Annotated in this window: 20 protein-coding genes and 1 pseudogene; 9 read left to right on the forward strand and 12 right to left on the reverse strand. The window is 67.8% G+C overall.

Translation table 11 applies throughout. From position 1 onward, the window contains the following. Positions 1–48: 48 nt before the first annotated feature. Positions 49–618, forward strand: coding sequence for an RNA 2',3'-cyclic phosphodiesterase (thpR, locus tag ACYP5B_RS09700; RefSeq protein ID WP_400098479.1), 570 nt, complete (start codon positions 49–51; stop codon positions 616–618). A gap of 21 nt (positions 619–639) precedes the next feature. On the opposite strand, the gene ACYP5B_RS09705 is transcribed toward thpR, so the two are convergent. Continuing rightward, positions 640–1278 carry a LysE family translocator gene (locus tag ACYP5B_RS09705; protein ID WP_400098481.1) on the reverse strand — a complete coding sequence of 213 codons (639 nt, stop codon included), beginning with the start codon at positions 1276–1278 and terminating at the stop codon, positions 640–642. Between the two features lie 124 nt (positions 1279–1402). On the opposite strand from ACYP5B_RS09705, the gene ACYP5B_RS09710 reads away from it, so the two are divergent. Together ACYP5B_RS09710 and ACYP5B_RS09715 are read left to right on the forward strand one after the other, a co-directional pair. Then, positions 1403–2341 (forward strand): LysR family transcriptional regulator, encoded by a 939-nt coding sequence (locus tag ACYP5B_RS09710; RefSeq protein WP_459569436.1) that lies wholly within the window; start codon positions 1403–1405, stop codon positions 2339–2341. A gap of 226 nt (positions 2342–2567) precedes the next feature. Continuing rightward, positions 2568–3317, forward strand: a complete 750-nt coding sequence (locus ACYP5B_RS09715) for a flagellar brake protein (RefSeq protein WP_400098485.1) — start codon at positions 2568–2570, stop codon at positions 3315–3317. A 165-nt stretch (positions 3318–3482) separates the two neighbouring features. Here ACYP5B_RS09715 and ACYP5B_RS09720 read toward each other — a convergent pair whose 3' ends face one another. Continuing rightward, entirely contained in the window at positions 3483–4331 is an 849-nt protein-coding gene (locus tag ACYP5B_RS09720) for an IclR family transcriptional regulator domain-containing protein (protein ID WP_400098487.1), read from the reverse strand. Between the two features lie 423 nt (positions 4332–4754). Between ACYP5B_RS09720 and ACYP5B_RS09725 the strand changes: the two genes are divergently transcribed. Next, complete coding sequence (locus ACYP5B_RS09725; RefSeq protein WP_318237046.1) at positions 4755–5276, forward strand: hypothetical protein; 522 nt, start codon at positions 4755–4757, stop codon at positions 5274–5276. Between the two features lie 28 nt (positions 5277–5304). Next, positions 5305–5514, forward strand: a pseudogene (locus ACYP5B_RS09730) (type II 3-dehydroquinate dehydratase); the annotation flags it as partial. 25 nt (positions 5515–5539) lie between these two features. Here ACYP5B_RS09730 and ACYP5B_RS09735 read toward each other — a convergent pair. The 3 genes from ACYP5B_RS09735 to ACYP5B_RS09745 form a co-directional block, all read right to left on the reverse strand. Next, the gene (locus ACYP5B_RS09735) at positions 5540–5890 is read right to left on the reverse strand and encodes a DUF1304 domain-containing protein (RefSeq protein WP_318237047.1); all 351 of its coding nucleotides are present in this window, start codon (positions 5888–5890) and stop codon (positions 5540–5542) included. A 54-nt stretch (positions 5891–5944) separates the two neighbouring features. Further along, a complete protein-coding gene (locus tag ACYP5B_RS09740) occupies positions 5945–6478 on the reverse strand; it encodes a cupin domain-containing protein (RefSeq protein WP_459569437.1) in 534 nt (177 codons plus the stop codon). Positions 6479–6566: 88 nt separating this feature from the next. Next, positions 6567–7487, reverse strand: a complete 921-nt coding sequence (locus ACYP5B_RS09745) for a LysR substrate-binding domain-containing protein (RefSeq protein ID WP_459569438.1) — start codon at positions 7485–7487, stop codon at positions 6567–6569. 91 nt (positions 7488–7578) lie between these two features. Here ACYP5B_RS09745 and ACYP5B_RS09750 point away from each other — a divergent pair, with 91 nt between their 5' ends. From ACYP5B_RS09750 to ACYP5B_RS09760, 3 genes are all read left to right on the forward strand, one after another. Further along, positions 7579–8301: an FMN-dependent NADH-azoreductase gene (locus ACYP5B_RS09750; protein ID WP_459569439.1), complete on the forward strand. Its 723-nt coding sequence runs from the start codon at positions 7579–7581 to the stop codon at positions 8299–8301. A 182-nt stretch (positions 8302–8483) separates the two neighbouring features. Continuing rightward, positions 8484–8897, forward strand: coding sequence for a copper resistance protein CopQ (locus ACYP5B_RS09755; RefSeq protein WP_459569440.1), 414 nt, complete (start codon positions 8484–8486; stop codon positions 8895–8897). 217 nt (positions 8898–9114) lie between these two features. Then, positions 9115–10104 carry a VTT domain-containing protein gene (locus ACYP5B_RS09760; protein WP_400093733.1) on the forward strand — a complete coding sequence of 330 codons (990 nt, stop codon included), beginning with the start codon at positions 9115–9117 and terminating at the stop codon, positions 10102–10104. Between the two features lie 80 nt (positions 10105–10184). Here ACYP5B_RS09760 and ACYP5B_RS09765 read toward each other — a convergent pair whose 3' ends face one another. The 7 genes from ACYP5B_RS09765 to ACYP5B_RS09795 all read right to left on the reverse strand — a co-directional run bounded on the left by ACYP5B_RS09765 (position 10185) and on the right by ACYP5B_RS09795 (position 18012). Beyond that, positions 10185–10868, reverse strand: coding sequence for a hypothetical protein (locus tag ACYP5B_RS09765; protein WP_400093735.1), 684 nt, complete (start codon positions 10866–10868; stop codon positions 10185–10187). 120 nt (positions 10869–10988) lie between these two features. Next, the gene (locus ACYP5B_RS09770) at positions 10989–11948 is read right to left on the reverse strand and encodes a DUF1177 domain-containing protein (RefSeq protein WP_459569441.1); all 960 of its coding nucleotides are present in this window, start codon (positions 11946–11948) and stop codon (positions 10989–10991) included. 363 nt (positions 11949–12311) lie between these two features. Continuing rightward, positions 12312–13460 carry a porin gene (locus ACYP5B_RS09775; protein ID WP_459569442.1) on the reverse strand — a complete coding sequence of 383 codons (1149 nt, stop codon included), beginning with the start codon at positions 13458–13460 and terminating at the stop codon, positions 12312–12314. Between the two features lie 137 nt (positions 13461–13597). Then, complete coding sequence (pepE, locus tag ACYP5B_RS09780; RefSeq protein ID WP_459569443.1) at positions 13598–14353, reverse strand: dipeptidase PepE; 756 nt, start codon at positions 14351–14353, stop codon at positions 13598–13600. A gap of 36 nt (positions 14354–14389) precedes the next feature. Continuing rightward, positions 14390–15574: an aminotransferase class V-fold PLP-dependent enzyme gene (locus tag ACYP5B_RS09785; protein WP_400093742.1), complete on the reverse strand. Its 1185-nt coding sequence runs from the start codon at positions 15572–15574 to the stop codon at positions 14390–14392. A gap of 45 nt (positions 15575–15619) precedes the next feature. Then, positions 15620–17227 carry an OPT/YSL family transporter gene (locus tag ACYP5B_RS09790; RefSeq protein ID WP_459569444.1) on the reverse strand — a complete coding sequence of 536 codons (1608 nt, stop codon included), beginning with the start codon at positions 17225–17227 and terminating at the stop codon, positions 15620–15622. Positions 17228–17277: 50 nt separating this feature from the next. After that, entirely contained in the window at positions 17278–18012 is a 735-nt protein-coding gene (locus tag ACYP5B_RS09795; protein WP_318237207.1) for an IclR family transcriptional regulator, read from the reverse strand. 198 nt (positions 18013–18210) lie between these two features. Here ACYP5B_RS09795 and ACYP5B_RS09800 point away from each other — a divergent pair, with 198 nt between their 5' ends. After that, entirely contained in the window at positions 18211–21051 is a 2841-nt protein-coding gene (locus ACYP5B_RS09800) for a hypothetical protein (protein WP_459569445.1), read from the forward strand. The last annotated feature ends 174 nt before the right edge of the window (positions 21052–21225 follow it).

Here is a 21225-nt window from a genome sequence, read left to right on the forward strand (position 1 = left end):
CCGCTGCGCTTGACCACTCGCGCCAGGCAGTCACGGGAGGTGATACCGATGGCACGTTTGTTCGTCGCGATCGAGGTTCCACAAGCGCTGGCAGCCGCGCTGCTGGCTCGCGTGCCGCGCGTGGCGGCCATCCGCGCGGCGACGCCGCATCAGGTCCATCTGACGCTGCACTTCCTCGGAGAGCAGGACGACGCCACGGCGGCATGCATCGAGCAGGCGCTTGGGGGTGTATCAGGCGCGGCCTTTGCGCTCACGGTGAAAGACGCTGGCTATTTTCGCGGGCGGCGGGCGAGTGTGCTGTGGGCGGGAGTGGCACCCAATGCGGCGCTGGACAGCCTGCAAGCGGATATGGCGCAGGTCCTTGCCGGATGCGAGAGCGCGCCGTTACCGGATGCGGGCTCGCAGCGGCATGCGCGTTTCCATCCGCACATCACGCTCGCGCGCTGCGGGCCTGCCGTGGCGGATACCGCGTTGCAGGCATGGCGCGCCTCGCAGGCGGAACTGGTGTGCGAGCCGTTCCCTGTCGAGCGCTTCATCCTGTATCAAAGCCACCTGCACGCCGGCGGCGCGCAGCATGTGTGCCGGCGTGCGTATGCGCTGGATCTGGCGGCAGCCTGATGCCGTCGGCAACTGCCTGCGTCAGGCCAGGTTGCCGAGGCCAAGCGCTAGTCCCAGCGCCAGCAACACCGAGCCAATAACCCGATCCAGCAATCGCTGGCGCCGCAGCATGGCGGCGCGCAGCGCGGGCGTGCTCAAGCAGCAGGCAATCAGGCCGAACCAGGCCAGGTGCGCCAGCGACATGAACAGGCCATAGCCGAACTGCACCGCCAGCGGCGTTTGCGCATTCACCACCTGCGTATAGGTGCTGACCACGAACAACGTGGTCTTGGGATTGAGCGCATTGGTGAGAAAGCCCATCTTGAGCGCGCCGAACGCTGTCAACGCGGGCGTGCCCGCATCCGCGGCGAGCGATGGCGCGTTCGTGCCCGGCGCGCGCTTGCGCAAGGTCTGGATGCCGATCCAGATCAGGTAAGCGGCGCCGAGCAGCTTCACCACCGTCAACAGCTTGTGCGCGTGCTCCATCAACAACGCCACGCCGAACATCGTATAGAAAACGTGCACTTGCACGCCAAGGGCGATGCCGAGCGCGCACAGCAGCCCGGCCTTGCGGCCATGCACGAAGCTGTTGCGCATCACCATGGCGAAGTCGGGGCCCGGGCTGATCACGGCCAGCACGGTGATGGTGGCGACGGCCAGCAGTTCGGTGAGAGGGTGCATATTGTGTGAGTATCCTTGACGGGATGGGGGCGGGGTCCCAAGCATTCTCCGAGTTGATGTGTGGCGCCACAACCGATTTATACTCGTGAAAATACGTGAGAAAAATTGACACATCGAGGCAAACATGCACTGGCTGGGCGGGATCCGTTTCTTCGAGGCCGCGGCACGGCACCAGAGTTTCATGCGGGCTGCGGACGAGCTGCACCTGACCCACGGCGCGGTCAGCCGCCAGATTCGCCAGCTGGAGGAGGCGCTCGGCGTGGCGCTGTTCGAGCGCCGCAACCGGGCCGTCTTCCTGACCGAGGCGGGGCACACCCTGCATGCCGCCGCCACCCAGTCGCTCGAAGTGCTGGGCGCAGCAGCGCAGCGTATCCGTGCGCATGCCCAGCCCAAGGCGCTGGTCCTGTCGTGCGAGCCCACCATCGCCATGCGCTGGCTGATTCCTCGCCTGCCGCGCTTTACCGAGACGCACCCGGAGGTGACGCTGCACCTGATGGCCGCTGGCGGGCCGGTGGACTTCGCGCGCAGCGGCGTGGATCTGGCGCTGCGCCGCAACGATTTTCATGTGGGGCCGGAATTGCATGCCCATGAAGTTGCCGAGGAATGGGTGGGCGTGGTCTGCCGCGTGGGGGCCAGCGTCGGGGCGTCGTCCCATCGGCTGCATACGCGCTCGCGCCCGGATGCCTGGCAGCGCTGGGCCAAGGCCGCTGGCGGCGCGCAGCGCTTTGGCGCCGATGCCTGGTACGAGCATTTCTACCTGACCATCCAGGCCGCCGCGGCCGGGCTTGGATGCGCGATCGCATCGCGCCTGATGGTGGCCGACGAGATCGCCGACGGCCGCATCGCCGCGCCGCGGGGCTTCGTGCGCGATGGATCTTGTTATCAATTGCTCTCGCCGGTGGCGTTCGAGCACGATGCGCGGCGTCGCGCGGTAAGGGACTGGCTGTGCCAGGAGGCGCAAGCATCGCTCGGCGCGGATCCCGCCCGGGTGGCTGCATCGCCACATCCAGAGGACGGGACCAAGGGCGCGGCAAAACGACGTGGGCGCAAAGACGGCAAATGAGGCGTAAACCCGCTCCGGCGGGCTACCCCACGGAAGTCTGGCTCAAGTTTTGCCACACTTCGCCGTTGTTCAAACAAGAGCTTGCGCAGCAGCAGGCGTCGCGCTTAACATGCGGCGCTAGCCGCTCGCCCCCCGCTTGCATCCGGGTACGCGGGCAGCCCGAATTCCCCCGTCGCAAGCCAGTCTGGCGCGACGCAGGCCTCTCTCAGACGTTTGCGTGATTTTCATGAGTCTCCAAGATTCCCCGGAACAATCCGAGCTTGACGCCGGCGCGTTGCCAGACGACCGCTATCGCCTTACCCATTCCTCGCAGATCGGCACCGTGCTGCGCGACCTCGCCTGGCAGAAGTGCATCCTGAACGTGCGTGCGCGTAGCGCCCACGAGATGGTCACGACCGTGCTGCATGTGGATCCGGCCAGCCGCACCTTTGTCTTCGACTGGTGTTCCACCGAGCCCGAGCGGCAGGCGCTGCTGGCGTCCAACGAGAATGCCTTCTCGGCGTCGCTGCGCGGGGTCCCCGTGAACTTCATGATCGGCACGCCCGAGGTCACGCAGTTCCAGGGTGGCCCGGCGTTTACCGCGCCGTTCCCGGAGAAGCTCTACCACTTCCAGCGCCGCCGTCATTTCCGCGCGCGCACGCTGGTCACCAAGGGCTATGTCTGCACCATCAAGATGAGCGACGGCACCGTGCTCAAGCTCGACATTGCAGATCTCTCGCTCTCGGGTGTCGGCTTGCGCTCCAAGACCGTGGATGCCACGCACCTGCCGGTGGGCACCACGATCTCCGGCGTGCATCTGGATTTTGGCGCGCTGGGCAAGCTGGACCTCAGCCTGCAAGTGGTGGGCCACTGGCTGGCCGGGCGCGATGACAACGCCATCCACCATTTCGGTTGCGCGTTCTCCAACCTCGACGGCCGCACGGAAAACTTCCTGCAGCGCCTGGTGTTTGCGCTGGAACTAGCCAGCCGCGGCTAAGCGCCAGTGCCGCCATGCGGCACCAGCCGGCCTCGCGGGCCGGCTTCTTTCCCGGCTTTGCCTTCTCTCGCGAGCCCGCAGACACCGCTGCCCTGGGCCGCTCAGGATGTAGATGAACGCCTCGCCTGGTGGCGGCGTCTCGGCGAACTCGCTCGTCTCAGTGGCTCAGGCGGCGATCAGCTTGCCGATGGCCGCCGCCGCTTCGCGCATCGGCGGCAGCAGGCGCGAGATCATCTCCGCTTCCGATACCTGCGCCGCGCGCACGCTGACGCTGATGCCCGCCATGACGCTGCCTGAAATGCCGCGCACCGGCACCGCGATGGCGCGCAGGCCGGGCTCCAGTTCCTCGTCGATCAGCACATAGTCCAGCTCGCGGGCATGCGCAAAGCTGGCCTCCAGCTCGGGCCGCGAGATCTTGGTCTGCAGCGTGCGCGGGCGCAGGTCGACGTGGTCGAAGAAGTCCTCCAGCGCGGGCTCGGCCAGGTGGGCCAGCAGCATGCGGCCGATCGACGTGCAATAAGCCGGCAGCCGGCTGCCCATCCCGAGCGAATAAGTGAGCACCCGCTGCACCTCCGAGCGCACCAGGTAAAGGATGTCGGTGTCGTCCAGGATGGCCAGCGCCGATGTCTGCTGGATGCGCGTGCTCAGCGCGTCGAGGATCGGCTGGGCAAGCGACACCAGCGATGTCGACGAGAAATACGCATGGCCCAGATGCAGCACGCGCGGGCGCAGCGCGAACTGTCCGCCTTGCTGGCTGACATAGCCGAGCTGCTCCAGCGTGTACAGGCAGCGCCGTACCGATGCGCGCGAGAGCTGGGTGCGCTGTGCCACCTGGGAGATGGTGAGCGGGCGCTTACGCTCGGAGAAGGCTTCGAGCACGCTCAAGCCGCGCGCCAGCGACAGCATGAAGTTCGGGTCGCCGGCAAAACTGTTGAGAAGGTCGGCCTGCGGACGGGCGACGCGGACAGTGGCGGCCGTTGCCTGGCCAGGGCTGCTGGGAATGGGGGCGTCCATGTGGGCGAGTGCGCGCGGGTTGTTCGATAATCGCGCATCTTAAACCGGCTGGGCTCCGCGGGCCAGCGCTTTTGTTGCGCCCGATCCCCGTTTTGGTGCATGGATCGGGTTAGCCGACAAAAAAAAACGTCGCCGTCTCAAGGGCACGGCGACTGGAAGGGTGTGTCATCAAGACGGGGATCTCGGCGACAGGTCCAGCATAGGACGTGGCGGTCAGACATTGAATACAACTTCCGAGGGGATTTATGCCTGGCATGTCGCAGCCGCCAGGCGCGCGCGGCGCCTGGCGCCCCCCGCTGCGGCGAGGCGGGTAAAATCGCGCCCTTGATGTCGCCGCCGTCCCGGTCCGCCCCCGCCAAGCATTGCGCGGCTGGCCCGGCCGGCGCCCGCAGCCCACCGCGCAGCCCCGAATTGAAGCCAGCCATGACCCATCAGCCCGAACTCTCCCCCGAAGCCGACGACCAGGACGCCGCCGGGGACAACGCAGAAAAGATCCAGGAGCCGCGCCTGTGGCGTGCCGACGGCTGGACCGCCCGCGTGATCAAGAACGAGGACGATGATGGCTGGGCCGTTGCCATGATCAAGGACGGCGAGCCCGAGCCCGCACTGGTCGGCCCCTGGACCATGGGCCGCGACAAGAAGAACCCCAAGCCGCTGGACACCAACGCCTTCTCGACGCTGGTCAAGACCGCCTCCGAAGTGCTGCGCCGGCACGAGCAGCAACTGCACGCCATGCTGCACAAGAGCGTGATCGTCGACACGGACACCGCGCGCATCAGCGTCACGCTCGACATCGTGCCCGACGAAGACAATCCCTACGCGGTGCTGAGCGCCACTGACGAGAACGGCGACGAACTGGCGCAGGTGCGCGTGTCGGCCGGCTTCAAGCTGAGCAAGGCCAGCGCCGCGGACTGGATCGAGAACGAATACCGCAAGCCGCGCTGAGCGGTTGAGCGTCCTGCCTTGGCAGCGCGGATGCTCCTTCGCCTCCATCCCGGTGCTGGATGCCGTCAAGCTGATCCGGCGCCCAGTGATTGAGCGGCACATCACCAATATCCATGCTCGCGAGGAGACGCATCGCCATTCGCTCATCTCGCGTGCGGCCACTGGCGCGATCTGCGGGCTTGGCGTTGCCGGCTATACGCTGGCGCTGCGCGCCATGGCCGACGCCCTGCGGCGCTAGTGCGACGCCAAGTCTGCCGGCCGCCTCAGGCCAGCAGCACCAGTGCGATGGCGATCGCCGCCGGCAAGCCCTGCACCCACAGGATCTTGCGGCTGGCCGTGCAGGCACCGAAGATCCCGGCCGCCAGCACGCAGCACAGGAAGAACAACTGCACCGGCACCGCGGCGGTGACCAGGCCCCACAGCAGGCCGGCCGCGAGGAAGCCGTTGTACAGCCCCTGGTTGGCCGCCAGCGCCTTGGTGGCGACGGCGAACTCCTGCGTCAGCCCGAAGGCCCGCATGCCCTTGGGCTTATCCCACAGGAACATCTCCAGCACCATGATGTACACATGTTCCAGCGCTACCAGCGCCACAGCTGCAAGGGACAACCATTTCATGGCGGGGATCTCGGAAAGGGGAAAAACAGGAAGGGGTTTGGGCGGTCTGCCGCTTTAGCGTTGCGGGGCTGGGGCGAGCCGCGCGATCAACGCGGCATGCCGCGGGTGCGAAGCCAGCAGGCTGTCGGCATTGGCCAGTTCGAACTCGCCGAACTCAAAGCCCGGCGCCACCGTGCAGCCCACCAGCGAGAAGCCATCCGGATCGCTGCGCTCGGCGGCGAACCAGCAGCCGGCCTTGACCACCGCCTGGAAGACCGCGTCGTCATCGGCGAGCGCGTTGCCCAGCCGGTGCGTGGTGAGGCTGCCGTCTTCCTCCAGCACATGCACGTTGAGCGCGCAGCCCGAGTAGAAGTGCCACACCTCGTCGGAGCGGATGCGGTGCCAGGCGGAGTAGGCGTTGTCGCACAGCAGGTAGTAGATCGCGGTGGAGGCGGCATGCGTGGCGAGATTGCCTGCACCTTCGCGCGACACACGCGCTGCGTCGCGATGGGTCTCGCGGTAGTAGCCGCCTTCCGGATGCGGCCGCAGCGCAAAGCGATGAATCAGCTGGTCCTTGCCTTGGTTCTGCGAGTCAGGTTGGGCGGGCATGCGCGGGGCTCCGGGATCGATAGCCGCCATCATGCCCGCTTGCCGGCGCAATAGGCAATTGGCAACAACGCGAAGCGAACCCGCAGGCTCAGCGCATCGCGCTATCCGCCCCCGGGCCGATCCACGCGCGCACGGCGCGCACCGCATCGTCGTCGCGCCGGTGCGCCGGGTAGACCAGGTAATAGCCGTCGCCCTCGATGACCGGGCCGCACGGCTGCACCAGCGCGCCGCTGCGCAATTCCTCCGCCACCAGCGTCAGACTCAGCAAGGCCACGCCCTGGCCGCCAAGCGCCGCGAGGATGGCGTGGGTCTCATCGGAGAAGGTGGGGCCGCTGGCCGCGTCGAGACGGTCCAGTCCGGCCTCCTGCTGCCACAGGGCCCAGGTTATGGGGTGGCGCGCAGTGCTGCGCCATTGGTGGTGCAGCAAGGTCTGGCGGCGCAGCCCTGCGGCGGACTTCACGCCTAGCAGCGGGCTGCAGACCGGTGCAAAGCGCTCGCGCCATAGCAGCTCGGCGTCCAGTCCGCGCCATTTGCCGCTGCCGTAGCGGATGGCGGCGTCGGCCTGGCCCGCGTGCAGGTCCACGGCATCCAGCGAGGCATGCACATGCAGGTCGAACTCCGGCGCCACGGCCCGCAGCCCCGGTGCGCGCGGCAGCAGCCAGCGCGCGGCGAAGGCCGGCGTGGCCGATACCGTGAGCGTCTTGCGCGATGGCGGCGCACGCAGCCTGGCCACGGCCTGCTCCAGCGCGTCGAAGCCGTTGCGCGTGCCCGGGTACAGCGCGGCGCCATGCGCGCTCAGCACCAGCCGGCGCGGCAAGCGCTCGAAGAGCGTCACGCCAAGCACTTGCTCCAGCAGCCGTAGCTGATGGCTCACCGCCGTCGGCGTGACCGACAGCTCCTGCGCCGCATGCTTGACGCTAAGGTGCCGCGCGGTGGCTTCGAAAGCGCGCAGCGCGGCAAGCGGCGGCAGGCGGCGGGGCGTGGTTTCGGATGAGGTATTGTCAGCCATGAGGCAGAGAAAGGATCGGTTGTGAGGATGCTATGGCGAGTCTACATTGCCATCACCCTCAACCGCATGGGCTGACCGATGAGAACGGCTCATGCATGACCAACCGAAATGGAACGACATGGCTCACCTCCTTCATATCGACGCCAGCGCCCGCCCGGGACGCTCCGGCACCGACGCCCACGGCTCGCACACGCGCCGTCTCTCGCACCGCTTCGTCAACCGCTGGCAAGCGGCGCGTCCTGCGGACACGGTGACTTACCGCGACGTGGGCCAGCACCCGCCCGCGCCCGTCGGCGCGGACTGGATTCGCAGTGCCTTTACGCCGTCCGCGCGGCGCGAGCCGTGGATGGATGCGGTGCTGGCCGAAAGCGATCGCCTGGTCGCGGAAATCGAGCGCGCCGACGTGCTGGTGATCGGCGTGCCGATGTACAACTTTGGCGTTCCGGCGCAACTCAAGGCGTATATCGACAATATCGTGCGCGTGGGCAAGACCTTCGGCTTTGATCGCGAACGCGCTGGCGAGCCTTACTGGCCGATGCTGGCGGGGCGCGGCAAGCAACTGGTGCTGCTGACCGCACGCGGCGACTACGGCTACGGCGACCGCCTGGCCCGGCTCGACCATGTCACCCCGGCGCTGCGCGCGGCGTTCGGCTACATCGGCATCGACGACGCGGTCGAGGTCGCCATCGAGTACGACGAGTTCGGTGGCGAGCGGCTGGCCGCCTCGATCGCGCAGGCCGAGGCGGAGGTGGATGCTTTTGTCGTCACGACGATGCGGCGGATGCGCGACGAGACGGAAGCATTGCAGCCCTGAAGCCCTGAAGCCAGGAAGGCCTTTCCGCGCGGCTCGCAATCATCCCGCGTCCTTGTGCATCCACGCCGCGTTTCGCGGCGTATCTGGTTTAACCGCGCGATTCACGTGTGGCCGGACCAGCGCAAGGCGCTGCTCCCCTGCAAGCCAGTCGCGATCCGCCGATCGCCCAGAAGGAGATTGCCATGACCCGCCATTTCTTCAAGCTGTTGATGACTTCGGCCGCACTTGCCGGCATTGCCGCCACGGCGGTTCCGGCGCAAGCCTCCGGTCCCAAGGACAGTGCCGTGTCCGCAGACCGCTACGGCTACGTCTTCCATGCGTCGCGTTTCGACGTCTATAGCGATGGCGCACGCCTGGACCCGGCCGCTGTTCCGGCGATGGGCGCCGATGCCAGCCGCCTGCGCAAGCCAGATCCGTTCTCGGACGGCGCGCAGAAGCTGGCCGGCATGGACCGTAGCGGCGTTTCCTCGGATCCGGCGCGCAAGGCCGATCCTTTCCAGGACGGTGCCCAGAAGCTGGCCGGCATGGACCGTAGCGGCCCTTCCGCGGATCCCGCGCGTAAGTTCGATACCTATCAGGACGGCGCCCACGCCTGACTATCGGAGCAATAGTGGAGCGATAGCCGGAGCGGATCGCCCCCGGCCCGGCCCGGCGGGCGCTTCGTTCAGGGTTTTTGAAGCTGGCATGCAAGTCAACGCACGGCAACCGCGCCGCCTTGGTGGCACACTACTGCCTATGCCCGTCGGCGCGAGCATCCTCGCTCGCGCCGATTACCTTGACGGGGCGAAAACGGCAATAGCGCGGGAGATCGGTGTGGGTGAATTGCAGTCCTTGCTGGAGAGCCACGGCGTGATGCTTGTGTTTCTCAATGTGCTGGCCGAGCAGGCCGGGCTGCCGGTGCCGGCCGTTCCCATGCTGTTCGTTGCCGGCGCGCTTGGCATGCGCGAGGGCGGCCCGGCGCTGGGGGCCGTGCTGGCGGCCGTTATCCTGGCCTGCCTGATTGCCGATACGGCCTGGTACTTCGCCGGCAAGCGGCTCGGGCAACCCATGCTGCGCACCATCTGCCGCGTTTCCATCTCGCCCGATAGCTGCATCCGCCAGACCCAGTCGCTGTACCTGCGCGTGGGCCCGCGCTCGCTGGTGTTCGCCAAGCTGCTGCCGGGCGCCGGCGCGTTGTCCACCGCCATGGCCGGCATGACGTCCACGCCGTTCGCGGTATTCCTGTTCTACGACGCCATCGGGGCGCTGGTGTGGGCCGGCGGCGCGCTGCTGGTTGGCGTGGTGTTCACCGATTTTGTCGAAGTCATCCTGAGCGCCTTCAGCACCTATGGCCCGGTGGCCGTCATGGTGGTGTTGGGCGCCTTCGCCGCCTTCGTCGCGTGGAAGTTCTGGCGGCGCGTGCGCCTGTTGCGCCGCACCCGCCGTGTGCCCCGCATGTCGGTGGGGGAACTGGAGGCGCGCCGGCTAGGCGATCGCTTCCCGCTGGTGCTCGATGTGCGCAGCGACGCGGTGGAGCGGATCCCCGGCGCGATGACCATCGACCTGAATGCGCCGCTGGAATTACTCTCCGAGCATCCGACCAGCATCGATATTGTTGTCTACTGCGCTTGCCCGCATGAGGTGTCGGCCGCGGTGCTGGCGGAGCGCCTGAAGGCTGCCGGCTACGCCAATACCTGGGCGCTGGCCGGCGGCTTCGACGAATGGAAGCGCCAGCACGGCGAGACGTTGCCGGCCGCTGCCACAGAGGACGTTACCGCAGCGGCGCTTGCGCCACACGCGGGCGGTCCTGGCGCGCTGCGCTAAACCTTGGCGCTATCCGGAGCCTGGCTCTTCTGCGCCAGCATGGCAGCCGGCGCAGGCATTGCGCGCCAGGCCCCGGGGGATCAGCAGCCGACCCAGTAGGCGTAGCCCACCAGCCGGTCGCCGAGGAAGTACAGGCGGTACTGGTCGCCGTCGCCATCCAGCGTGTAGAGCGTGGTGTAGGCGAGTTGTTCGAGCGGGTCGCCCTCGTCGCGGTCGGCCGGGCTGCGCACCTTGCCCGGCGCCTCGGCCATCTTCCAGTGCGGGTTCTTGCGCAGGGCCGCGTTGAGCTGCGTCAGCGTGGAGGCCGCGGTCACGTCCTGGCTTTCCAGCTTGAGCGTCAGCCCGGCGGGGATGCCGTGCAGGGCGCGGATCACGGCGTCGCCGCTGCGGCCTACTTCGATCAGCGCATCGGGGTAGTGGTAGTCCATCAGGTGCTCTTCGTCGAGCGCCGTGCCGCATTCATCCTGGTTGGGCGTGATGTCGGGCGGCTTGCCCCACGCTGCCCGCACGTCCGCCATGCTGGTCAGCCCGCGCAAGGCCACCAGCGGGCGGGCCAGCGGCGCGGGTGCGAAGCTGGGCCCGTCGTCCGGCGCGCTAGCGCCTTCGGCGCGCGCCGCCTGCGCATCCGATGCGGCAGCGGCGGGGGCGGCCGGAGCCGGTTCATTGCGTTCGCAGCCAGGCAGCGCTGCGAGCGCGGCGCAGGCGGCGAGGGCGGACAGGCAGCGGGACAGCGCGGGGCTGTCGGTGTCGTTTTGGCGGAGCATGTTGCAAGAATAGCCGCTAAGGCGGGGACTGCGTCAGGAGCGCAACCATACACCGAAGCGCGCCCGCTGAAAATGCCCGCGTGTGGCTTGCCGCACGTCCGGGCACGGCTGCGCCTCGTCTTAGTGCGCCGTGCCGGCGCGCTGGAAACCTGTCATGTCGGGATAGATCGCGCGGATCTTGCCCCATTCCAACGCGTTGAAGAACTGGCACTTGCCAGCGCCGAAGCGCTTGGCCACTTCCACGCAGAAGCGCACCGCCTCGGCAATGTCGATCTCGTGGTTGGCGCTGGTGGCGCTGCCCGAGACCACCGACTGCGCCGTCAGCGCCACGCCTACCACCGGGGCGGCGGTGGCCACATGCGGCTGCATGATGCTGTTGAAGTGGTACAGGCCGTTATGGTAGGGCGTGATGTCCTGCTGCGAGATCGGGAAGGTCACTGCCGGGCAGCCGGTGGTGGATTCCATCGTCGCCACCAGGTCCGGGCTCACGCGCAGGATATAGCCCTGCATGGCGGTGGGCGAGATGGCAAAGCCACGGTGCTTGATGATGCTGTTGCCCTTGGATGCATCCAGCGACAGGATCGCATCCATCTCCGGCAGCACCTGGTAGTCGTTCATGGTGTCGGACGATACCGGCATGCCCATGAAGGGCACCGGATCGTGCGGCTGCATCGATACGTTGGTGGACAAGTGCGTGGTCACGATGACGTCGCCGGCCAGGTGGTCGCCCTTGTGCTTCATCTGCGCCAGTTTGAGCGCCACGGCCAGGCTGCCGATCGGGCCATCCGCGTCGGACACCAGGCCTACCAGCTCCGGGCGCGCGCCGATGGCGCCGTTGCGGCCGATCACGCCCAGCGTGGGGGCTTTACCGCTGCTGCGCTTGCCTTGTGTGCCGGGGATGACGATGGTGATGAAGTCGGTCGTGTTCGCGGTGGGTTCCGGCGGGGCGTTATTGATGGTGACGACTTCCACCGTTACGCCGGAGGCGGCGTAGGCGTCGAACAGTTCGCGTACTACTGCGCCGTTGGCGTTGGGGGTGTCGAGGGCTTCGTGGATGACCAGCGTTTGCTGCAGGGCCATGGGGTTCTCCTTGGATGGGTTGGGTTGAAGCCAACTTCAAAGTCAACTTCAAAGGCCTAAGGTCAAAGGCTTAAAGTCAAAGGCAGTTTCACCACCCCTGCGGGGCGGCGACCTACTTTCTTGTCTTGCCAAGAAAGTAGGCAAAGAAGGCGCGCCATACGGCCTTGGCACACCTTCACGGCTCGCTTCGCATCGCGCTGGGGTGATTCCCGCCTGGGGGCGCGAATCACGGCCGAACCGGATCGATGCTTCAATTCTCCTGCCGGTTTGCTCCCCTCTCCCGCTTGCGGGAGAGGGGCTGGGGGAGAGGGCGGGCGACCGATATGCCGCCGTCATTCCAATCCGCATTGGCCTGCCGCACCTTCAAAACAGATGGCGCATGCCCAGCATCACGGTCGTCTGGTTATTGCGGCCGTCCAGCTTCTTGCCGCTGTCGCCGGTCCAGTTGGTCGTGCCGTTGCCGAACAGGCCGGACCAGTCGCCATGTACCCAGTCGTACGCCAGCGCCAGATACACGTCGGTGCGCTTGCTGAAGGCGTAGTCGGCCAAGCCGTAGGCGGTGGTGCGGTTGCCGCTGAAGGCGTCGGCGCGGGTGCGGTCGTGCATCACGCTGGCGGTCAGCGTCACGGCGGGGGTGACCGTGTAGTTGGCGCCCACGGTGAAGAAGTCGTCGCGTCGGCTGCTGCCGAACACCGAGTTGAAAGCGGCTCGGTTGGTGGCGGTGGCGGCGGTCGACATGCTGGTGATGGTGGCGGTATCGGTGCCGCCCTTGGACGAATCGAAGCCAGCGTCGCGGTCGCTGTAGATATAGTTGGCGAACAGGCTGGCGCGGCCCACCGAGGCTTTCAGCCCGGCCAGGTAGATGCGCGCGGCGCGGCTCATGCTGTCGCGGGTTTGCTGGAAGTCGCCCACGGCCACGAGCGGGCCCGAGGCGTATTTCACGCCCAGCGAGATCGATGACAGCGCGGAGCCCTTGCCGGCGGTCTCGCCCAGCGCGTACTCGGCAATCACCGCCACCGGGCCGTAGTTGCCGGTGTAGCTCACCGCGTTGTCGTAGCGCTGGCCGGTCAGGAAGACCATCCACGCATTGGACGGCGCGGCGCCCACGCCGAGCGGGTCCACGTGGTACAGCATGGTGTTGGCCGTGGTGTACTGCCGGCCCAGCGCCACTTCGCCATAGCGCTTGCTGCCGATCTTCACATAGGCCTGGCGGCCGAACAGCTGGCCCTGCTGGTCGAGCTTGCCGGTATCCGCCAGCAGGCCGTTTTCCAGCATGAAGCCCGCCGACAGGTCGCCGCCCAGGTCTTCGCTGCCCTTGAAGCCGAAGCGGCTGCCGGACAAGAAGCCTTCGCCGCCCTGTTGCAGGCCAACCTGCGCGTTGCCGTTAGGGTCCGAATGGGTCTGGTAGGTGAGCGCGGTGTCGAGCACGCCGTACAGCGTGACGCCGCTCTGCGCCATGGCGGCGGCGGGCAGGCTCAATGCGAGCGCGCCAAGCCAGTGCTTGTTGGTCATGGTGTTTCCTCCTCCAAGGGTAATAGGGGGCCTGCGCAGGGGTCTTTCGCCCTGCGTCGGGGGTATGGCGTGGGTGGTTTAGCGCCGCGAGGCGCCGGGGGTAGTGCCCGGAATCAAGCCCGGAATCAATCCCGGAGTCAGGCCCGGAAGTCTTGCCAGCCGTCCATGCCGGCCGGCCCGGAGATGCGCGACAAGGGGAAGGTCTCGCCCTCGCGCAGCGTCTCTACCTGCCCCTCGGCGGTGAAGTGCAGCGCGTGGCGCTCGCCCAGCACGGTGCCGTTGCTGCCATCGGAGAACAGCGCGGAGCCTTCCGGCAGCGCGAGGACCTGCTCCGGCGCGTTGATGTGCAGGAACTCGGCCAGGCGCTCTTCGCGGCTCTCGCCGTTATGGCCGGCAGGCTTGCCGCTGATGAAATGCGGGTTGATCTGGAACGGTACCAGGCGCAGCGCGCGCAACGAGGGCGGCTGCACGATGGGCATGTCGTTGGTGGTGCGGATGGTCGGGCAGGCCACGTTGCTGCCGGCGCTCCAGCCCACGTACGGCGTGCCTGCCTGCACCTTGGCGCGGATCGCGTCGACGAGATTGGCGTCGTACATGCGCTTGAGCAGCGCGAAGGTATTGCCGCCGCCTACCGCGATGGCGTCGGCCTCGTCCACTGCGCGGCACGGGTCGGCGCTGCGGTGGATGGATTCCAGCGCGTAGCCCAGGCGCTCGAACACCGGCTTGACCATGCCTTCATAGGTATCGAAGCTGAAGGTCACGCCGGCGAAGGGGATGAACAGGACCTTGCGCGGCTCGTACTTGAGCAGGGTATGGATCTGCGCGTCAGCGTGTTCGAGGTAGCCGAGGTTGTCCTTGCGGGAGCTGCTCATCAGCAGGATGCGTTGGTTCATGTCTGGGGTTCCGGTAGTGCAGTCGAATATCGAGGCTCAGGCGACGGCGGCGGCGATCAGCGCGGCCACGCGGTCGATTTCCTCATGCGTGTTGAAGTAGTGCAGCGAGACCCGCGCCATGGTGGACACGCCGTAGCGCGCCAGGATGGCATCGGCCATGAAGTTGCCGGCTTCGATGATGCACTGCTGCTGTTCCAGCGCGGCGACGATCTTTGCCGGATCCACGCCGCGCACATTGAAGGGCACGATGCCGATGCGCTCGGTGGCGTTGGCCGGCCCGTAGAGCTCGAAGCCGGCGATGGCGGACAGCTTCGCTACCGCGTAGGCGGTGAGATCCCGCACGCGGGCCTCGATGGCATCGATGCCGATGCGCTCGGCATAGCCGATGGCGCTGCCCAGCCCAAGGATGGCCGGCACGATCGGACAGCCCGCCTCGAAGCGGCGCGCGCCCGGCACCAGCGACAGCGCGCCGGTGGCGCGGTCATAGCTGCCGTTCCACCAGCCCACCAGGGCCGGCTCGATCGCCTCGATATGCGCGCGGCGCACATAGAGGAAGCCCGAGCCTTCGGTAGCGCGCAGCGCCTTGCGCCCGCAACCCGCCAGGAAATCGCAATCCAGCGCCTGCACGTCCGAGCGCAGCATGCCCACGCTTTGCGCGGCATTCACCAGCGACAGCACGCCGTGCGCGCGCGCCACCGCGCAGATGGCGGCGGCGGGCTGCACCGCGCCGGTGGAGTTGGGCAGGTGCGAGAACGTCAGCAGGCGCGTGCGCGGCGTCACGGCGGCGGCAAAGCTTTCGGGGGACAACAGGCCCTGTGCATCGGCCGCGACCATCTTCACCACGATGCCGTGGGTTTGCTCCAGGCGCTTCCACGGCAGCAGGTTGCTGAGCATTTCGGTGTCCGCCACCAGCACCTCGTCGCCCGCTTGCCAGGCGATGCCGCGCGCCACGATGGAGATGCTCTCGGTGGCGTTCTTGGTAAAGGCGATCTCGTCGGCGGCAGCGCCCAGCAGGCCGGCCAGTTGTGCGCGCACGGCTTCCACGCGGGCATAGGTGGCCTTGCGGAAGGCCGGCAGGTAGATGCCGACGTGGCCGGTATCGAGCAGGTAGGCGCGCACTTCGTCGAGCACGGCGTCCGGCGGCAGCGAGGCCGCCGCGGTATCGAGGTAGATGGTTGTGGCCGTCAGCGGGGTGTCGGCGCGGATTGCTTGGATATCCATGGAACTTCTCGGGGTGAGGCAGGAAAGAGGGTGCTTCGGTAGCGCTTACTTGCGCAGCTTGGTGACGGAGCCGAAGAAGCTGAACAGCGCATCGCCCGCGATCACGCCGCCGGCGAAGGCGCTCATCTCCGCGATATCGCGCTCGCCACGCAGGCGCAGCAGCACGAAACGGATCAGCAGCCCGGCGAGCACGGCCCAGCCGGCCAACGGCGAAGCGATCAGCATGCCGGTGGACAGCAGGATGCCGAGCTGGCGCTTGGAGCCGCCCAGCAACTGCAGCAGCGCGCCCGGAATGGCCCAGATCACCAGGTTGCGCGCGATCTCGGCGGACGAGCCGGCCTTGATCGACGCAGCATAGACGCGGTCCACCGGCGGCAGCAGGCCCTGCGAGAAGAAGGTGCCGTGGAACACCAGCACCACCACGGCCGCCACGGCAAAGCCGATCATCGCGGCGAAGAACTGTTGCTTGCGCCCGGCGAGCTCGGCCTCCATGTCGCAGCCTTCGCCACGCAGCAGGTAGCCGGTCTTGAGGTCGTAGCCCATGTCGGCAAAGGCCGGTCCGGTGGCAGCGGAGAAGCCCACCAGCACCGCCAGGGCCGTCGGCGGAAAGCCGATAAGGATACCGATGGTCAGCGTGATCAGCGCCACCGCAAAGGCCGGGAACCAGCCCGAGTGCATGGCGGCGATGCCCACGATCAGCTCATGCACATAGGCGGCAAACGCCGCGTACAGCACGAACGCCACCAGCATGCCCGGGGACATGTCGGAGACGTGGCCGGCCAGCACGGAGATCAGCAACGCGATGGCCAGGTAGACGAGGAAGCCACCTGAGAGAATGCGGCTGGCGCGCAACGCCGGGACTTCGATGGTGCGTGCGTCGGCGGCCGGGGCGTTGCGCGACTTGTGAATCTCGCGTGCCACCTGGAACAGTGCCACCAGCCCGGCGCCGATCATCAGGCCGTGCGGGATATACGCCTTGGCGATGTCGATGCCAAGCAGCGGCAGCGAATAGCCGCGCGTCAGCAGCCCCACGCCGAACATGGTCAGCGCCGCCAGGTTGCCGAGGAAGGCGGCGCCGAACGCCGACATCGGGATGCCCAGCCATGCCCCGCCCACGCCTACCGCGATGCCCAGGCCCAGAAAGGCCGCCTTGCGCCCGCCGCGGTCGCCCGCCCAGATCGCTTCAGCCGTGGCGATGCCCGCCGGCCAGGTCCCGGTGGCCGGGAAGATCTTGCTGCCGAACAGGAAATACAGCATGGCGCCATCGACGAACATGGCGATCACCGCGCCGATCAGCATGGGCGTGGCCAGCTCCGGCATGCCCATGGCGTAGGGCACGCCGAGCGGGATCATCAGCGAATTGGCGGCGCCGAAGGTGGCCGAGGAAATCGCCGTCTGCACCAGGTTCTGCCGCTCCAGCACGCGAAAGCGCCGCGTGATCTCCAGCGGGATGCGCGAGAACACGATGGCGATCAGCGCGCCGATGATGGACGTATTGGCCGAGATGCCGAGCGACACGATCAGCTGCATGCCGATCATCGCGCCGAAGACCGACAGCCCCACCGATACCAGCAGCAGGAAGGGTTCGGTGATGCGCGCTCGTGTGGCGGGCTTGGCCACCAGGGATGGGTTCATTGCTGCCGGGGCTTTCATGGTTCTACCTTTCATCATCTGTCCTGCCACTGTTCTCCGCACGTTATTTGTTAGCGGATGAAGCCGGCAACCTCCTCGATTGGCCCCTTGGCCCGGCGCATCGCGTCCAGCAGGCGGGGAACGGCCTGTATGTCCAGTCTTTGCAGCGGCCCGGCGATGCCCAGCGAGCCCACCACCGCGCGTCCGTCGCGCGACCACAGCGGCACCGCCAGCCCGGCCACCGTGGCGGCGGCTTCCTCGCGGGTATGCGCCCAGCCGTCGGCGCGGATGCGCGCGAGCTGCGCCTCCAGCGCGTCCACCGCCGCGTCCTGCCAGCCGCCCGCGTGGTACACATCGCGGCGCAAGGCCTCGTCCTGGAAGGCCAGGATGGCCTTGGCATGCGCACCCGCAAACAGCGGGAAGCGCTGGCCCACTTCGATGGAAAAGCGCAGTTGGTGCTGGCTCTGCGCAATGTCCGTGCACAAGCCCTCAAAGCCCTCGCGCCACGACAGGAAGACGGTCTCGCCGCTCTGCGCGGCCAGCGCTTGCAGCGCGGGCTGCACGATTTCGCTCGGCGAGAAGGTCTTGCGCGTGGCCTCCCCCATCTCCAGCCAGCGCAGGCCCAGGCCATAGCGGCCGGCCGCGTCCTGCACCAGGAAGCCGTTGGCGGCGAAGGTGGCGAGCACGCGGTGCACCACGGCATGGTGAATGCCGGCGTGCTTGGCGAGTTCGCGCACGCCCCAGCTCGGCTGGCGCACGGTGAAATGCGTCAGCAGGCCGAGGGCGCCGTTGAGGGTCTTGAGCATGGAATCGTCGGGGCTTGGCGTTTTGTGTCTCTATATAAGAGACACTGTCTCTGTATTGGTAAAATGCTAGGCCTCGCCATGGCATCCAACAATCAGGGTAAACACCGAACGCTGCGGCGCAACGGCGCACGCGTGCCCGCTTCGCCACGCCGTGGCGCCGCCTATACTTGGGCGGGAATGTGCAAAGGGAGGGCCCGCATGCCAGTCCAAGAGCAGCCTTCGGATGACGAGCTGGCCCGCATTGCGCGCCGGCGCCGGCAACTCGGGATCGCCAGGCGCGTGCGCGATGGCGACAGCCACTGGGCGCTGGCGCTATCCGGCGGCGGGATCCGCAGCGCTACCTTCTGCCTGGGCGTGATGCAGGCGCTGGCCAAGGCGCCCACGCCGCCGGTGGCCGGTCCCGCGCTGCACGAGGTTGCCAAAGAGGCGCCGCCGGACACTGTGCAGGAAGGCGATGGACCGGATGCCATCACTCCCGCCCCTGCGCCAGCCACGACATCCCTGCTCGGCCAGTTCGATTACCTCTCCACCGTCAGCGGCGGCGGCTACATCGGCGCCTTCTTCTGCAGCCTGTTCGTGCCGGGCCGGCTGAAGCCCGGCACCACGCCGCCGGAGGCCGCGGCGCTCGCCTACCGCACGCTGCAGCATGAGCCGCCGGGGCGCATCCACTCCTCGGCGTCCTACGCTGCCGACCCGGGGCGCGCCGCGGTGGCGTGGCTGCGCGAGAACGGCCGCTACCTGACCCCGACCGGCGCCGGCGATTCGCTCTATGCGGCTTCGCTGGTGGTGCGCAACTGGTTTGCCATGCAATACGTGATTGGCAGCGCGCTGCTGTTGCTGCTGGCGGTGCTGGCGCTGCTGCGCCATCTCGCCATCGGTACCTGGCTCGACCTGGGCCGGCATGAGATGGACCTGCTGCACGATGCTCGCCAGGTGTTCAACGAGGGCGGCCTGGCGATCTGGTGGAGCGAACTGCTGTGGCTGCCGCTGGCGGCGCTGCTGCTGTTTGCCGTACCGCCGGGCTTGGCCTACTGGCTGGTCTATCCGCGCGGCGATGACAAGCCGGTCTTGCGCTTCGACAGCCTCGCCACGCGCCTGGCCGCGCTGGCCGGCGTGGCGATGCTGGTCCTGGCCGCGGCCCTGCACCACTTGGGGCCGGGGCTGGTGTTGTCCTGCCTGCTGCTGGCGATGGCGGTGCTGACGCTATTGGGCGTGGCTTGCTGCTTTGCCTTGTGCCGGGTGCCGCCCGCCACCGTGCAGGATTACCGGGTGCGCGCCACGCGCATGCTGAGCCAGGCCATCGGCGTCGCGCTGTGGCTCGCAGCCCTGGGCGTGGCGGACACCGCGGCGCGCACCTTCTATCTCTACACGCAGGCCTCGCACCTGCCATGGAGCACGCTGGTGCCGGCGGGCACGCTGGGCGCCCTGGTCTGGCTGATCCGCTATGGCGCTGGGCTGGTCGATGGCAAGGGCGGCAATGGTGGCAATGGCAATGGCAAGGGCGGTACGTGGCGCTCGCGCCTGCCGCTGTCGCTGCTGGCGGGCATTGCCGCCGCTGTGGTGGCGCTGCTGGTCTTCGTGCTGTGGTCGTGGCTGGTGCTGTGGGTGCGCTGGAACGGCGGCGAGCCGCTCGACTGGTTCACGTTCGGCAATGCCTACACCACGCCGGCGCTGTGCACGCTGATCGTGCTGGCGCTCGGGCTTACGCTGATTGCCGGGCGTTTCGCCGGCTTCCTGAATCTGTCGACGCTGCAGCCGTTCTACTCGGCCCGCCTCACCCGCGCTTACCTCGGCGGCTCCAACGGCAAGCGCTTCATGCCCGGCAGCGGCACGGGGCCGGCGCAGCAGCATGCCAGCCAGCGCGCCAGGCTCAGCGTGGCCGAGCCCGCGCAGGGCGACGCGCTCAGCCTGAACACCTACTTCGATCCCGCCATGCTGGCGCCGCTGCACCTCATCAACGTCACGCTCAACCTCACCGTGGATCCCGCCGAGCAACTGGTGCAGCGTGACCGCAAGGGCAAGCCGCTGTGCGTGGCACCCGGCCCGTTCATGCTGCCCGCGACGGCCACGCGCACCGTGCCCGAGGACTCCTTCGTGCGCTTCACTGTGGACGGGCAGCTCTATTTTCCGGAGACGCACAAGGCGGGCGGCAGCGAGCTCTCGCAATCGCGCACGCTGGGCGACTGGATCGCGACCTCGGGCGCGGCGGTCTCCACCGGGCTGGGGCGCTCCACCACGTTGGGCACGTCGCTCTTGCTGGGGTTGGCCAACCTGCGGCTGGGCACGTGGTGGCCGTCGTATCCGCTGGACGCCGGCAGCGCCCCGCGTGCCGGCGGCGCCGACCGCAACCGCGTGCAGGCGGATCTTGCCGGGTCGCCCTGGCTGGGCGGATTCATCACGCTCTTGCGCACGCAGTATTACCTGGCCTGCGAACTGAGCGCGCGCTTTCACGGCACGCGGCGTGGCTGGCAATACCTATCGGACGGCGGGCATTTCGAGAACACCGCGGTGTACGAGCTGCTGCGGCCCGAGCGCGGGGTGGGGCTGATCGTGCTGTGCGATTGCGGGGCGGACCCGGACTACCGGTTCGGCGACCTCGCCAACCTGATCCGGCTGGCCCGCATCGACATGGGGCTGGAGATCGTGGTCGATGCCGCGGCCGCCGGCGATGCGGTGCTCGGCAGCGTGTTCGGCACGCAGGAGGATTTCCTGCCGGCGGCTCGCCAGAGCGAGAACCCGTCGGCGGGCAACAAGTGCGCGATGCTGCTGAACGTGTTCCGCGCTGACGAACCCGCCGCCATGCGTCGCCCCGTATCGCGCATCGTGCTGCTCAAGCCTTGCCAGATTGCCCCGGCACCGGTCGACGTGCAGCAATACGGCGCCGGCCATCCGGACTTTCCGCAGGAGCCCACCATCGAGCAGTTCTTCAATGAAGCGCAGTGGGAGAGCTACCGCGAACTGGGGTTCGCCATCGGCCAGCTTGTGTTCGGCGGCGGCGCCAGCGGCGATGCCGTGGCGCGGGCCTTGTGGGCGCGCTAGCGGCACTAGCGCCCGAAGCCCACCACCTCTTCCAGCCGGCGGCTGGCCTCGCGCAGGGCTTCGAGCATGCGCGGGACCGATTCCTCATTCAGGCGTTGCTGCGGGCCGGCGATGGCCAGCGAGCCGACCACCTCGGTCTGGTCGCGCGACCAGAGCGGAAGGGCCAGCCCCGCC

This window comes from Cupriavidus sp. 8B (genome assembly GCF_054589115.1).

Bases quoted from the DNA above. Each gene is read 5' to 3' on its own strand.
- ACYP5B_RS09715 (WP_400098485.1), top strand. From the start codon at position 2,568: ATGAGTCTCCAAGATTCCCCGGAACAATCCGAGCTTGACGCCGGCGCG.
- ACYP5B_RS09725 (WP_318237046.1), top strand. From the start codon at position 4,755: ATGACCCATCAGCCCGAACTCTCCCCCGAAGCCGACGACCAGGACGCC.
- ACYP5B_RS09745 (WP_459569438.1), bottom strand. From the start codon at position 7,487: ATGGCTGACAATACCTCATCCGAAACCACGCCCCGCCGCCTGCCGCCG.
- ACYP5B_RS09705 (WP_400098481.1), bottom strand. From the start codon at position 1,278: ATGCACCCTCTCACCGAACTGCTGGCCGTCGCCACCATCACCGTGCTG.
- ACYP5B_RS09735 (WP_318237047.1), bottom strand. From the start codon at position 5,890: ATGAAATGGTTGTCCCTTGCAGCTGTGGCGCTGGTAGCGCTGGAACAT.
- thpR (WP_400098479.1), top strand. From the start codon at position 49: ATGGCACGTTTGTTCGTCGCGATCGAGGTTCCACAAGCGCTGGCAGCC.
- ACYP5B_RS09720 (WP_400098487.1), bottom strand. From the start codon at position 4,331: ATGGACGCCCCCATTCCCAGCAGCCCTGGCCAGGCAACGGCCGCCACT.
- ACYP5B_RS09765 (WP_400093735.1), bottom strand. From the start codon at position 10,868: ATGCTCCGCCAAAACGACACCGACAGCCCCGCGCTGTCCCGCTGCCTG.
- ACYP5B_RS09785 (WP_400093742.1), bottom strand. From the start codon at position 15,574: ATGGATATCCAAGCAATCCGCGCCGACACCCCGCTGACGGCCACAACC.
- ACYP5B_RS09740 (WP_459569437.1), bottom strand. From the start codon at position 6,478: ATGCCCGCCCAACCTGACTCGCAGAACCAAGGCAAGGACCAGCTGATT.
- ACYP5B_RS09800 (WP_459569445.1), top strand. From the start codon at position 18,211: ATGCCAGTCCAAGAGCAGCCTTCGGATGACGAGCTGGCCCGCATTGCG.
- ACYP5B_RS09795 (WP_318237207.1), bottom strand. From the start codon at position 18,012: ATGCTCAAGACCCTCAACGGCGCCCTCGGCCTGCTGACGCATTTCACC.
- ACYP5B_RS09710 (WP_459569436.1), top strand. From the start codon at position 1,403: ATGCACTGGCTGGGCGGGATCCGTTTCTTCGAGGCCGCGGCACGGCAC.
- ACYP5B_RS09775 (WP_459569442.1), bottom strand. From the start codon at position 13,460: ATGACCAACAAGCACTGGCTTGGCGCGCTCGCATTGAGCCTGCCCGCC.
- ACYP5B_RS09790 (WP_459569444.1), bottom strand. From the start codon at position 17,227: ATGAAAGCCCCGGCAGCAATGAACCCATCCCTGGTGGCCAAGCCCGCC.
- ACYP5B_RS09770 (WP_459569441.1), bottom strand. From the start codon at position 11,948: ATGGCCCTGCAGCAAACGCTGGTCATCCACGAAGCCCTCGACACCCCC.
- ACYP5B_RS09755 (WP_459569440.1), top strand. From the start codon at position 8,484: ATGACCCGCCATTTCTTCAAGCTGTTGATGACTTCGGCCGCACTTGCC.
- ACYP5B_RS09750 (WP_459569439.1), top strand. From the start codon at position 7,579: ATGCATGACCAACCGAAATGGAACGACATGGCTCACCTCCTTCATATC.
- pepE (WP_459569443.1), bottom strand. From the start codon at position 14,353: ATGAACCAACGCATCCTGCTGATGAGCAGCTCCCGCAAGGACAACCTC.